Origin of the sequence: Nonomuraea sp. B19D2 (genome assembly GCF_040137845.1) — a bacterium.
GTDB lineage: Bacteria > Actinomycetota > Actinomycetes > Streptosporangiales > Streptosporangiaceae > Nonomuraea.
Map to the genome: position 1 here is coordinate 20,803 of NZ_JBEFAK010000052.1, position 12,572 is coordinate 33,374.

The window sequence follows — 12,572 nt, forward strand, 5'->3', positions numbered from 1 at the left end:
TGATCAGCTGTCGTTTGCATGGCGACTGCAGCCTGCCTGATTGGCAGGTTGGAAGGAGCCGAGATGAGGCTGCGGCTGATCGACCCGCTGGTGGTGACCGGCCCGTGGAAGCGGCTGGTGTTCGGTCATCCGGCACCGGCCCGCAGCCCGCGCCCGCCGACGCGAGAACGGCGCGCTGTGAACTCCAGCCGTCAATAGACCGAGATGTGCGGATGGTCGTAGTGGTTGGCCGTCGTGCCGCCCCGGTCGGACATGGTGCGCCAGGAGCCCGTCCTGGCGTGCCAGATCCGCTGCCGGTAGATGATGTACATGATCCCGAGCCGCTTGGCGTTCTTGATGGCCCACGCCGAGATCTGGTTGCCACGCTCGACCTCCGCCGCCGACGGCATCGCGCCGCCCCGGCTCAGCATGAAGTCGCAGGCCCGCCCGAGTGGATGCTCGCCGCCGTCCTGGATCGCCCGGTAACACCCGATGCCGTTCGGAACATCGAACCGTTCCTTGATGAGCTGCTTGACCAGCCGCATCCTGGGCGTGATGTTGTCGGACCCGCCGGGCAGCTGCGGCACCCACGTGCCGTCCGGCCGCCGCACCCCCGGCGCCGTGTACAGCTGATCGATCTTGTCCTTGATCCGCTCGATCTGCTTCTCGGCCTTCTTCTTGCGCTTCTCCAGGTCGTCGGCCGTCCGGGAGAGCTCCTTGGTGCGGGCGTCGGCCTCGTCCTTGGCCTGCTGGTGGGCGTCCCTGACCTGGGCGTAGCCGCGTAGCCGGGCGTCCTGGAGCCCGATCAGGTGCTGGTTGAGCGCCATCCGGCCGAGAAGCGATGCCGGGTCCTGGGTGCTGATGAGGAGGGCGAACTGGCCGGGTTCGCCACCGACGTACTGGCTGACGGCCATGGCTCTGAGCTCGGTGGACTCGCGTTCGTAGACGGCCTGGGCGGCGGCCAGCTTCTCGCGCGCGGCTTTTTCGGATTTTTCCGCTTTTTGCTGGGCGATTCTGCTGTTGTAGTACTCGGTGATGAGCTTGTCCGAGTCCTTCTGGAGCGCGGAGAGCTCCTTCTTGAGCTGCTTCACCGTGGGCTTGGGTTCAGCCTGCGCCGGAGCCCCGGCCATCAGGAGCACCGCGCCGAGCGCCGTCACCGAGAGAGTCCGGACTGGACCGCGTAGCCGGTCGGCACGGGACGCAACCGCCACACTTCTCCTTACCCCGAGCCGCAGGGCAGGTTCCGGTCAGCGTTTTATTCAGGCCGGGGGGCGCGCCCTCTATCCGACTGCTGATAGTAGAGGATGACGCCACCCGGCACACAACTTACGACTTTTCGGTATCGCGCGGTCGCCGTGCCCTTCGCACCGCGATCTGCCGTCCGACCAGCACCGAGCCCGGTACGACCACCAGCCCCAGGAGGCTCGATCCCAGGCCGACGCCGACGTCGGCGTTCAGCAGCCCGTCGCCCTCGCCGCTGAGGAGCGGCACGTTGACCGAAACCTTGACGGAGACGGAGATGAGCGGCTCCCTGTTCCTGGCCGGAGGGGGCGTGTTCGGATCGGGCGCCCTCGTGGTCGGCGGCCGGGTGGCCGGCGGCTCGGTGTCCGGCGGCCTGCTCGTCGGTGGCCGGGTGGCCGGCGGCTCGGTGGTGGGCGGACGCGTGCTCGGCCGGCTGGAATCCGTCGGCTGCCGGGTCGTCGGACGGTTGGACGGCTCCCGGGTGGAGGTGGGGGGCTGGGTGCTGGGTCCGCCCCCGGTCGGTCGGACCACGGGTGGAACGGTCGGGATCGTACTCGGCTCACCGGCGTACGTGACGGTCGGCGTACCCGGGATGGACTCGCTCGGGGTGGGCTCCGCAGAAGTGGGCGCCGCAGAGGTCGGCGCGGTGGGCGTGGGCGAGGCGGGCACCTGGGTGCGCGGCGGGGCGGACGTGGCGGGCGGCAGCGCGACACCCGGCCCCGGTTCAGGGGAGTCGGCCCAGATCACGAACGCCGACGTCACCGCGGCCGCAGTCGCCAGCACCAGCCCGCCCGTCACCGCGAACTTGCCCGCCGGCGTCAGCGTCGTCTTGAACACGCTGGTGGTGCTCTCCGCGGCAGCCGCCTGCGCCCTCGACAGCAAGGCGGCCAGCGGCACGGCCAGGGCGCCAAGCCCGGCCCGTCCGCGCTGATCCCATTCGTCCCCGTACGCGGTGAGCGCGACGTCCTCCAGCTCGGTGAGGAACGCCTCCGCCGAGCCGGGACGCCCCGCCGGGTCCTTGGCCAGGCCGTGTTCGAGCAGCGGGCGCAGCGGCTCGTCGATGTCCTCCAGCGGGGGCGACACGTGCTGGTGCTGGAAGGCGAGCGCCGCCGCGTTCTCGCCCTGGAAGGCCCGGTGGCCGGTCAGGCACTCGTAGAACACCAGCGTGGCGGCGTACACGTCGGTCGCGGGGCTGGCCGGAGAGTCCTCCCACTGCTCGGGAGCCATGTAGGAGGGGGTGCCGACGAGGGCGGCCGTCTCCCCGAAGTGCGCCGCCACACCGAAGTCGACCAGCTTGCTCTCGCCGTCCTGGGTGATGATGACGTTCTCGGGTTTGAAGTCCCGGTGTACGACCCCGCGCCTGTGCGCCTCGGCCAGCCCGAGCAGCGCCCCCTTCAGGACCACGAGCGCCGACTCGGCGCCCGTCGCGCCCTCGTGCTCCAGCAGCCGCCGCAGCGTGACGCCGTCGACCAGTTCCATCACGATGACGGCGTCGTTGTCACCCTCGACGTACTCCAGCAGCCGGGCGGTATGGGGACTGTCGATCTCGCGGATGACCTCCGCCTCCGCCCGGAACCTCTCCACGAACTCGTCGTCCGCGCGTAACGGCTCGGACAGATGTTTGATCGCGACGGACTGCCCGTCTGAGTCCCGTACGGCGAGCATCACCCGCCCTGTCCCGCCGTGTCCGAGTTCCCGGATCTCGGTGTAGCCGGGAACTTCCATCCTGGGACCTCCTGACCGGATAAAGATCCTTATGTCAGGACGCTAACCTGGGGTCACACCCTGTGTCGAGTCCCTTCACGCGAGTGATCACCCTGCTGCCCCAATCGATATTTTTACTACTCCCCATAGTAGAACCCGCCGATCATTCCCCGGCCCAAGACGACAGACGGTCAACCACGCCCTAATTCCTATATGTCCCCATCTGTCACTACGATTCCAGCGTGTCCCCAGAGCAACACCGCACGACAGCCGTCTTCGTCAACCAGAGCGGTCGCCGTCGAAAGCTGATCATGATCGGCTCGATCGCCGGGAGCGTCCTGGCCCTCGCGCTGCTCGCCGTCGTGATCGGCGGAATGTTGTCCAGCACGACACTCTCGGTGAACGGCTGGCCGGGCGAGCGACCAGGAGCGGCTTCACCGGATCGCACGCCGACGTCTCGGCCGAGACTGTCCGAGCAGCCAACCCCTTCCGCGACGCGCCCGGTGGTGACAGTCTCGCCGTCGCGTCGTCCGACGACCAGCGCCACTCGCCCGGTCCGGCCATCGGCGACGTCCGAGCTGACCTCGCCGCAACCGGAACGGACGACGCCGCGGTCCAGCAGGGATCCGGGGCAGAGCTCCGATCCGACCGCGGACCCCACGACCGCCGCGCCCACGGATGCCGGCAACGAGCCGCCCGGCCAGGTCAAGACGCCGCCGGGACTCGATCCGGACCGGACGAAGGGCCCGAAGAGGTGAGCGCCCCCTCTCCGCGCGACAAGCTGATCTGGCCGTCCAAGCCGGTCCCTGCCTGGCAGGACTTCCGCACTGCCCAGCCGCGGAACGAACCACCGCAGAACCCGCCGGCGCACCAGCCCGGACCGGCCGCCAGACCTCCGGCCGATCCCAAGGGCCACTGGTTCCCGCTCGCCGTCTGCTTGCTGCTGGCCGCCGCCGCGCTGGTGCTCAACGGGTACGTCACCAACGTCGTCGGCGAGACGCACGCACCCCCGGCCGCCGCCGGCTCTCCGTCCCCCGAGCTGGAGAAGGTACGGCGCGGCGGCCCGGTCATCAACATCACGGCGAAAGGCCCCGCCAGCGCCCGCCTGCCGGGCAGGACCATCGCGCTGACCTTCGACGACGGCCCCGACCCGGCGTGGACGCCCCAGGTGCTCGACATGCTGAAGAGGTACGGCGCCAAGGCAACGTTCTTCACCGTCGGCTCCAAGGTGGCGAAATACCCGGAGCTGGCGCGGCGCATCGTCGCCGAGGGGCACGAACTGGGCAACCACACCTATTCACACGCCGATCTTGAGACGCTGCCCGGCTGGCGGCTCAAGCTGGAGTTGTCGCTGACGCAGCGCGCGCTGGCCGGAGCGACAGGGTTGCACACCACGCTGGCCCGCCCGCCGTACTCCTCCAGCCCCGCGGCGATCTCCGGGCCGCAGTGGGCGGGGATGAGGGCACTGGCCGCCGAGGGCTACCTCATCGCGTTGACGGACCTCGACACCAAGGACTGGAGTCGCCCCGGGACCACGAAGATCGCGGCCTCGTCGATCCCGGAAAAAGGCCGGGGCGCCATCGTGATGATGCACGACTCGGGTGGCGACCGGCGGCAGACCGTCGAGGCCGTCGGAGCCGTCCTGCGGGAGCTGACCGGCAAGGGCTACCGCGCCGTCACGGTGACCAGGGCGCTCGGCATGCCCTCGGCTCACCAGCGGGCCGGCGGGGTGGAACGGTTCGTCGGCTCCGCGCTCAACCTGGTCCAGCGTGCCTCGGAGGCGTTCACCGGCACGCTGGCGTGGGTGCTGCTGGCCGCGGGGGCGCTCACCTTGGGACGGCTCGGCTTCTTCGCCGTGCTCGCGTGGGTGCACGCGGCACGTACCAGAGGCGGGAAGCGGCGAAAGGGCCGGGCTCCCGTGTGGTCCGCGCCCCCGCCGGTGACGGTGATCGTGCCTGCCTACAACGAGGCCGCCGGGATCCAGGCGACGGTGCGGTCGCTGGTCGACACCACCTACCACGGCGAGCTCGAGATCCTCGTCGTCGACGACGGCTCGACCGACGGCACCGCCGAGCTGGCGGAGGCGCTGGGACTCCCCGGCGTACGGGTGATCCGCCGGCCCAACGGCGGCAAGCCGGCCGCGCTCAACACCGGCATCGCCCAGGCCGCCCATGAGCTGCTCATCATGGTGGACGGCGACACCGTCTTCGAACCCGCCACGATCGGCCACCTGGTGCGCCAGCTGGCCGACCCCGCGGTCGGCGCGGTGAGCGGCAACACCAAGGTCGGCAACCGGCGCGGCATGATCGGGCGATGGCAGCACATCGAGTACGTCATCGGCTTCAACCTCGATCGGCGCGCCTTCGAGCTGCTCGACTGCATGGCGACCGTACCCGGGGCGATCGGGGCGTTCCGGCGGTCGGCGCTCATGGCACTGGGCGGGGTGAGCACGGACACGCTGGCGGAGGACACCGACCTCACGATGGCGCTGTGCCGGGCCGGATGGCGCGTCGTCTACGAGGAGAAGGCGCTGGCCTGGACCGAGGCGCCGGCCTCGCTCGGCCAGCTGTGGAAGCAGCGCTACCGCTGGTGCTACGGCACGCTGCAGGCGATGTGGAAACATCGGCGCGCCGTCCTCGAGCCCAGCCCGTTCGGCCGCCGCTGCCTTGGTTACCTGACGTTGTTCCAGGTGCTGCTGCCCCTGTTGGCTCCCGTCGTCGACCTCATGGCGATCTACAACACGGTCCTGGGCGAGCCTCTCCCGGTCGTAGCGGTGTGGGCGGGTTTCGTGGTGGTGCAGGCGCTGACCGGCTGGTACGCGCTCCGCTTGGACGGTGAGCGCGCCTCGGCGCTCTGGGTGCTGCCGCTGCAGCAGTTCGTCTACCGCCAGCTCATGTACCTCGTGGTCATCCAGTCACTCGCGACGGCCGTGCTGGGCGTGCGGCTGCGCTGGCACACCGTACGCCGGGAAGGAACGTTCAACGATTCCGGCGACGCCGGCGAGACTCCGGCCCGCGCGCCCTTGGATCGCATCCCCGAGAGGACCGTGCTGGGAGAGGCCAAGTGAGCCGGCCTGAGGCGGTCGGACGGGCGGTCAGGCGGCGGGCCGGGCCGGGTGGGTGCTCAGGTACCCGCGGACGTTGCGGGCGGCCGTGCGGCCCGCGCGGTTCGCGCCGATGGTGCTGGCGGACGGGCCGTAGCCGACGAGTTGCAGCGCCGGCTCCTTGACGGCCTGGGTGCCGTCCACCATGATCCCGCCGCCCGGCTCCCGCAGGTGCAGGGGCGCGAGGTGGTCGAGGGCGGAGCGGAAGCCGGTGGCCCAGACGATCGTGTCGGCGGCCAGGAAGCGGCCCGCCGGCGAGTGTTCATCCGAGGCCCAGGTGACGCCGTGTTCGGTGATGCGGTGGAACATGGGCAGGCGGTTCAGGACGCCTTTCGCCAGTGCCTCGCGTACGACCGTGCTGTAGCCCAGGCCGGTGATGCTCACCACGCTCTGCGGCGGGAGACCGGCGCGGACGCGCTCCTCGACCAGGGCGACGGCCTCGCGCCTGGCGTTCTCGCCGAAGTCGTCGTCCCGGAAGACGGGCGGGCGCCGGGTGACCCAGGCGGTGGTGGCGGCGATCCCGGCGATCTCCGACAGCACGTGCATCGCCGAGGCGCCCCCGCCCACCACGATCACATGCCGCCCCTTGAACTCCGCCGGCCCCCGGTAGCTCACGTAGTGGAGCTGGCGCCCTCCGAACTCGGCCGCGCCCGGATAGTAGGGCCAGTGCGGACGGGTCCAGGTGCCTGTCGCGTTGACCACGGCCCGGGCCGACCACTCCCCCGCGTCCGTCGCGAGCACCAGGCGACCGTCCCGGTCGCGCCGCACGGAGGTGACCTTCACCGGTCGCACGACGTCCAGCCCCAGTTCCTCCTCGTAGCCCGCGTAGTACGCGGGGACCACCTCGGCGGCGGGGCGGCGGCCGTCCACATCCGGGTGACGGGGCACGCCGGGCAGATCGAAGATCCCGTGCACCTTGTCCATGGTCAGCGACGGGGACCGGTGGCGCCACGCCCCTCCCGCCCCGTCGCCCGCGTCCAGCACGACCGGCTCGAACCCGAACCTGCGCAGAAAGTACGCGCTGGACAGGCCCGCCTGCCCGGCGCCGATCACCACTACCTCGGTCTCCTCCACGATCACGTGAAACCACCGAAGCGACCGTGGTCTTCCCGACGGCCCGTCAAAGCGCATGCCCCGGTACGGCTTGCCGGGCGCGCTGCTCCTGGCGGGTCAGGCCGTGAGGGCAGTGCGGAACGTGGCCTCGTGGCGGGCCAAATGCGCCATGTCAGTGCGGTAGAAGCGGTCGTCGCCCCGGGCGATGTGGCTCGCGAAGGCCTCGTTGCCCGCGGCGGCCTGGTCGTACATGTGGCGCACCAGATGGTCCAGCCGGGCCTGGGCGGTGGACACCAGCGCGTGCCGGTCGGCGTCCCCGAGCCCGTACGCGTCGGCGAACAGCCGCAGCCGCCGTGCCTGCTCCGCCACCGGCCACGAGCCCACCCCCTCGTGCCGGGAGTCGCTGAGCGACACGAATCGGTAGGCGGCGTAGGACACGTCCCAGACCCGCGGCCCGGGGTGCGCCGTGTCGAAGTCGATGAGCGCGACCGGCCGCCCCGCGCGGAAGACGCAGTTGTACGTGGCGACGTCGCCGTGGCAGATCACCTCCGCCGGCTCCACCGGAGGGAAGTACCACGAAAAATCTGAACAAATCGGGAAGTCGACGGTCGCGTCGTGGTATTCCCGCAACAGCCCGCCGACGGCCACCAGCGCCTCGTCCGTCAGCGCCCACTCCGGCAGCGGAAAGACGGGAACGTCGCCGGGGACGAAGTCCAGGATCTCCCGCCCCTCCCCGTCCATCCCGTGGCCGCGGGGCGCGCCGGCGAACCCGCGTGCCTCCAGGTGACCGAGCAGCGCGTGCACAGCCGGGGTCCAGGCCCCGGCAGGCCGCCGTACGGTGTCGCCGACCCGGACCACATGGTTGACGCCGCCACCGGTCAGCACCTCTTCGTCGGCCACAGCCGTCTCCCCCGATCACCGCATACGACCACCGAGCCCGAAGGATGATCGACGGGCCCGGCGGTCAGTGTGCCACGCGGCGCCGGACGCGGCACGCGAATAAAACGTTGATCAGCGGCGGGAACGGAACGCCACGGCCGTCGTCGAGGTGATCGCCGACACCAGCACGGCCATCACCAGCACGGTGGTCAACGGGCTCTGGCGGCGGGACGGCCCGGCCCCCGCGCGCCGGAAGGGCGCCCGGGGAGTCGCCTTCGGCGTGGGAGCCGGGGTGGGGGCCGGGCTGGGCACATGCACCGGCGTCACCCAGGGAACGGGCCGCCGCAGCCGGCGCGGCCCCTTGCGCGGGCACTCCCCCACCTGGACCCGGCCGGTGCACACCCCGTCCGGGTAGATCGTCACGCGGGGCAGCGTGACCGCGGGCGCCGCCCCCCGCTCCCGGGGCGGCACCGAGATCGACACCCCCGGGACCGGCGACCGCCAGGCCCGCACCCGGGGCACGGACACCGTGGGCCCGACGGTCACGCCCTTGGGCGGCGCGGGCGGGCGTACCGACACCTGCGGCACCGGGCGCGGCCACGGCCCCCGGTCGGCCGCCGCGGGACCCGCGACGGCCACGGCGACCAGGGCGGCGGCAAGCAGCAGCGGCGCTCGCCTGACGCCCACGCTCACATCCCCCCGCCGATACGCGCGAACTCCTGCAGCGCCCCCTGGAACGCCTGGGGCCCGACGGCCAGCGGCCCGGCGAAGGCGCGGGAGATGTCCCAGGTCAGGTACGTGCCGAAGCCCAGCAGCGCCGCCGTGGCCACCAGCGGCAGCATCGCCAGCCCCTTCGGCCTGGCCCCCGCCAGGAACGGGAAGACGACGACCAGCGCGCCGGTGAGGACGGTCAGGATCAGCAGCCCTTCTGGAGGCGTGGCGGCGGCGTCGGCGGTGCGCTGGGCCCGCGCGGTGGACAGCTCGCTGAGGTGACCCAGCACAGCGTCCTTGGCCCCCTCCTGCTGGTCGCCGCTCACCGGCAGGTCGGTGACGCGGCCGCGCAGCTCGTCCACCCGGGCGGCGCCGACCGGGTCCATCCTGCCCTCGGCCATGAGCGGCCACTCGTCCCTGACGACGAACGTGACGTAGTCGCGCAGCGCCCTGCGCACGTCCTGCGGCGCGGTGCCCGGCAGGCCGTCGGCCGCCCAGTACGCGTCGACCGCCGCCTGGCTCTCGGTGTGGGTGTTGAGGCGGGCGGCGTCGGTCGTGGTCCAGGGCACGATGATCGCGATGGCGAACACCAGCAGGAACATGGCCGACAGCATCGCGCCCGCGTGCGCGGCGGACGGCCCGCTGGGATCGCGATCCTCGCCGGCCCTCTTGACCTTCCTGAACACCAGCGCGGTGAGCGCCACGGCGCCCACCGCCGCCAAGATCGAGAGCAGGTACGCCACCATGAAGAATCTCCCGAGCCTCATCGGATACGTAACGTCACATTACTATCACACAGTGCAATGATGGCGTCAGGCACGGAACGGTAAAGCGCCCGGCAGCCACGCCCCGCCCGCTCAGAAACTTTCGGCGCCGCAGCCGGAACGTTAACCACAACGGCACCCTCGCCCCCGGGGCCGCCACCACCAGCGTCGGATTCCAGGCCGGCCGCCCGAACGGCAACACCGCGCTTCCGTCCGGATACACCTGCGCCTGACCGTCAGCACTCTCCTGGCCCGCCCACCCCCTCGCCGGTGTGGGTGGGCAGGCACACCTGCGCCCGTACGGGCTCGCCGCTCTGCCCCTGGCTGGACGGATTGCTGATCATTGACCGTGGTCCCTCACCATCTGTCCAGCCAGATGCTGATATTTCGGAAACGTTGGGCACCATGGCGGGCGTGAATCTCAACGGCCGCAAATTCGTGATGGTGAGCTCGACGGCGAGCGAAGTCGACCAGGACAGCCCTACGGAGTTCCGCTACGAGGAGTCCGGCGGGGTGGTGTGGGGCAGCTACACCGGCGACACCGTGACCCACGGGCGCTTCGTCGGCACGCGGGACGGCGACCTGGTGTCGATCTCGTACGTGCACGCGCTGAAGGCTGGTGGGACGGCGGCCGGGCAGAGCAGCAGCCGCATCGAGACGGGGGACGACGGGCTGCTACGGCTGGTGGAGGAGTTCAGCTTCGACGGGGACGACACGGTCCACGTGAGCGTCTGCCGGGAAGTCGCCTGATCGCCGCGTCGTACCCGCGCGACGACGACGGCATCGCTAGCCGTCCTTTCGGAGGGCGGCGCGGCCCTCGGCGGCGCCGACGAAGCGCATCTTGCCGAGCGGCACGCCGCCCTGGTCCCCCTCCTGGGCGGCCCGCCGTGACGGGCGGGACCGGTCCCTGTCGCGGTCGCGGTCGCTGGGCAGCACGTACGGCCGCCTGAGCACCTCGTCCAGGATGAACACCGTCTCCGTCGCCTTGACCGCCGGGATGTTGGCCAGGCGGTCGGTCACCATGGTGTGCACGGCGGCCACGTCCGACACGCGCACCTGGATCATGGCGTCGTGCTGCCCGGTGGTGATCGCGCAGTACTCCACCTCGGGCATCCGGGCCAGTTCGGCCCTGAACTGCTTCCACATCTGCTGCCGCACGGTCACGAAGATCAGCGCGGTGATGCCGAGTCCGGCCCGCACGTGGTCGATCTCGGCGGTGAAGCGCTTGATCGCGCCGTCGGCGCGCAGCGCCTCGAAGCGGGTGTAGGCGTTGGCGCGCGAAATGCCGACCCGCTCGGCCAGCGCGGCGACCGAGATCCTGCCGTTCTCGCGCAGGACCTCGAGGATCTTCATGTGGATCTCGTCCAGCTCGAGACCGATGCCGATCCGTCCAGGCTGACCGCCGCCGCCAGCACCATTTCTAGAAATTTCACTCATCATTACCTCATCGACCTTTATATACGTCTCGCGGACCACGCGGGACCTGGACGTTCTGCCGGACAATCCTCGACATCCTTCTGCCGAACGTCCAAATCTTGGAGGACCTACCATGGCGACCCGCTCGCAGACGGCGGCTGTGCTGCTCGCCGGTGCACTCGCCCTCGCCGCCTGCGGAAGCGGCGGCAGCTCCCAGTCCCCCGCCGCCTCCTCCGGCGGTGGCGGCAAGACCCTCGTCATCGACACGTCCTTCGACCTCAAGACCGCCGACCCGGGCCGCACGTACGAGCCGACGGGCCTCATCGTCGGCAAGGCGGTCTACGAGACGCTGCTGACCTTCGACGGAGCGGACGTGACCAAGCCGGTGCCCGCGCTGGCGGAGTCGTACGAGCTGAGCAAGGACGGCAAGACGCTGACGCTCAAGCTGAAGAAGGGCGCCACGTTCGCCGACGGCTCGCCGGTGACGGCGGACGACGTGGTGTTCTCGCTCACCCGCGTGCGTGACATGAAGGGCACGCCGTCGTTCCTGCTGGACGGCGTCGAGGTGGCCAAGGCCGACGACTCGACGATCACGCTGACGTCGAAGGCGGCCAACCCGGCGCTGCCGTACATCCTGCCGAACCCGGCGCTGGGCATCATCAACAGCAAGCTCGCCAAGCAGCACGGCGCCACCGCGGACGCCCAGGACAAGGCCGAGCAGTACCTGAACTCCGCCTCCGCCGGCTCGGGGCCGTACCAGATCGAGTCGTTCAACGTGAGCAGCCAGGTCACGCTGAAGGCGAACCCGAAGTACTACGGCACCAAGCCCGCCTACGACAAGGTCGTCATCCGCAACGTCGAGGCCGCCACGCAGAAGCTGAACGTCCAGCGCGGCGACAGCCAGGTCGCGCTCAACCTGTCGGGCGACCAGGTCACCGGCATGCCCGCGACCCTGCAGGTCAAGAAGACCGCCTCGGCGAACGTCATCTTCCTGCTGGCCAACCAGGACTCCGGGGTCAGCAAGACCACGCCGAACGCCAAGTTCGTGGAGGCGGTGCGCAAGGGCGTGGACTACGCCGGGCTGCTGGAGCTGGCCGGCGAGGGCGCGACGCAGGCGCCCGGTGTCATCCCGTCGCAGTTGCTCGGCGCGCTGCCCGCCACCGCGGCGGCCAAGCGGGACGTGGCGGGCGCCAAGGCGGCGCTGGCCGCGAGCGGCCAGACGAACCCGACCGTCAAGCTGGAGTACCCGAGCGAGCTGACCGTGAACGGCCTGTCGTTCCAGCCGCTCGCCGAGCGCGTCCAGGCCAACCTCAAGGAGGTCGGCATCACGGTGGACCTGCAGCCCGCGCCGGTCACCACGGCCCTGGACAACTACCGCAACGGCAAGGAGGAGATGGGCCTGTGGTACTGGGGCCCTGACTACCCCGACCCGAGCGACTACCTGGCGTTCCTGCCCGGCAAGACGGTGGGCCTGCGGGCCGGCTGGAAGGCGGGGGCGGCCAAGGACATCGAGGCCGCCGGTGACAAGGCCGCCGTGGCGATCGGCGACGACGCCCGCAAGGCCGCTTACGAGGACGTGCAGACCAAGCTGAACGCCTCGGGGCCGTTCATCCCGCTGATCCAGCCCAGCCAGAACATCGTGACGGCCGCGTCGGTGACCGGGCTCGAGTACCACCCGGTGTGGACGGTGGACGTCGCCGACCTCGGCGTGAAGTAAGGAG

General features: G+C 70.8%; 12 protein-coding genes. 5 read left to right on the plus strand and 7 right to left on the minus strand.

What is annotated here, in order from left to right; translation table 11 throughout:
- Nucleotides 1-63 precede the first annotated feature (63 nt).
- Nucleotides 64-198 carry a hypothetical protein gene (locus tag ABN273_RS49905; protein ID WP_349456706.1) on the plus strand — a complete coding sequence of 45 codons (135 nt, stop codon included), beginning with the start codon at nucleotides 64-66 and terminating at the stop codon, nucleotides 196-198.
- Here ABN273_RS49905 and ABN273_RS49910 read toward each other — a convergent pair.
- Together ABN273_RS49910 and ABN273_RS49915 are read right to left on the minus strand one after the other, a co-directional pair.
- Nucleotides 192-1,190 (minus strand): coiled-coil domain-containing protein, encoded by a 999-nt coding sequence (locus ABN273_RS49910; protein ID WP_349456707.1) that lies wholly within the window; start codon nucleotides 1,188-1,190, stop codon nucleotides 192-194. The two genes, ABN273_RS49905 and ABN273_RS49910, sit on opposite strands and share 7 nt — an antisense overlap.
- Before the next feature lie 115 nt (nucleotides 1,191-1,305).
- Nucleotides 1,306-2,946 (minus strand): serine/threonine-protein kinase, encoded by a 1,641-nt coding sequence (locus ABN273_RS49915; protein WP_349456708.1) that lies wholly within the window; start codon nucleotides 2,944-2,946, stop codon nucleotides 1,306-1,308.
- A 221-nt stretch (nucleotides 2,947-3,167) separates the two neighbouring features.
- On the opposite strand from ABN273_RS49915, the gene ABN273_RS49920 reads away from it, so the two are divergent.
- Nucleotides 3,168-3,683 carry a hypothetical protein gene (locus tag ABN273_RS49920; RefSeq protein ID WP_349456709.1) on the plus strand — a complete coding sequence of 172 codons (516 nt, stop codon included), beginning with the start codon at nucleotides 3,168-3,170 and terminating at the stop codon, nucleotides 3,681-3,683.
- Complete coding sequence (locus ABN273_RS49925; RefSeq protein ID WP_349456711.1) at nucleotides 3,680-5,992, plus strand: bifunctional polysaccharide deacetylase/glycosyltransferase family 2 protein; 2,313 nt, start codon at nucleotides 3,680-3,682, stop codon at nucleotides 5,990-5,992. The genes ABN273_RS49920 and ABN273_RS49925 overlap by 4 nt, the downstream gene beginning before the upstream one ends.
- A gap of 27 nt (nucleotides 5,993-6,019) precedes the next feature.
- Here the strand turns inward: ABN273_RS49925 and ABN273_RS49930 are convergent, their stop codons facing one another.
- The 4 genes from ABN273_RS49930 to ABN273_RS49945 all read right to left on the minus strand — a co-directional run bounded on the left by ABN273_RS49930 (nucleotide 6,020) and on the right by ABN273_RS49945 (nucleotide 9,438).
- Entirely contained in the window at nucleotides 6,020-7,108 is a 1,089-nt protein-coding gene (locus tag ABN273_RS49930) for an FAD-dependent oxidoreductase (RefSeq protein ID WP_349456712.1), read from the minus strand.
- A 90-nt stretch (nucleotides 7,109-7,198) separates the two neighbouring features.
- Nucleotides 7,199-7,981 (minus strand): phosphotransferase, encoded by a 783-nt coding sequence (locus ABN273_RS49935; protein WP_349456714.1) that lies wholly within the window; start codon nucleotides 7,979-7,981, stop codon nucleotides 7,199-7,201.
- A 111-nt stretch (nucleotides 7,982-8,092) separates the two neighbouring features.
- On the minus strand, nucleotides 8,093-8,647 hold the full coding sequence (locus tag ABN273_RS49940) for a hypothetical protein (RefSeq protein WP_349456715.1): 555 nt from the start codon (nucleotides 8,645-8,647) through the stop codon (nucleotides 8,093-8,095).
- A gap of 2 nt (nucleotides 8,648-8,649) precedes the next feature.
- On the minus strand, nucleotides 8,650-9,438 hold the full coding sequence (locus ABN273_RS49945) for a bestrophin-like domain (protein WP_349456716.1): 789 nt from the start codon (nucleotides 9,436-9,438) through the stop codon (nucleotides 8,650-8,652).
- A 411-nt stretch (nucleotides 9,439-9,849) separates the two neighbouring features.
- Between ABN273_RS49945 and ABN273_RS49950 the strand changes: the two genes are divergently transcribed.
- Nucleotides 9,850-10,185, plus strand: coding sequence for an avidin-fold protein (locus tag ABN273_RS49950; RefSeq protein ID WP_349456717.1), 336 nt, complete (start codon nucleotides 9,850-9,852; stop codon nucleotides 10,183-10,185).
- A gap of 36 nt (nucleotides 10,186-10,221) precedes the next feature.
- Here the strand turns inward: ABN273_RS49950 and ABN273_RS49955 are convergent, their stop codons facing one another.
- Nucleotides 10,222-10,875: an Lrp/AsnC family transcriptional regulator gene (locus ABN273_RS49955; protein ID WP_349456752.1), complete on the minus strand. Its 654-nt coding sequence runs from the start codon at nucleotides 10,873-10,875 to the stop codon at nucleotides 10,222-10,224.
- Between the two features lie 109 nt (nucleotides 10,876-10,984).
- On the opposite strand from ABN273_RS49955, the gene ABN273_RS49960 reads away from it, so the two are divergent.
- The gene (locus ABN273_RS49960) at nucleotides 10,985-12,568 is read left to right on the plus strand and encodes an ABC transporter substrate-binding protein (RefSeq protein WP_349456718.1); all 1,584 of its coding nucleotides are present in this window, start codon (nucleotides 10,985-10,987) and stop codon (nucleotides 12,566-12,568) included.
- The last annotated feature ends 4 nt before the right edge of the window (nucleotides 12,569-12,572 follow it).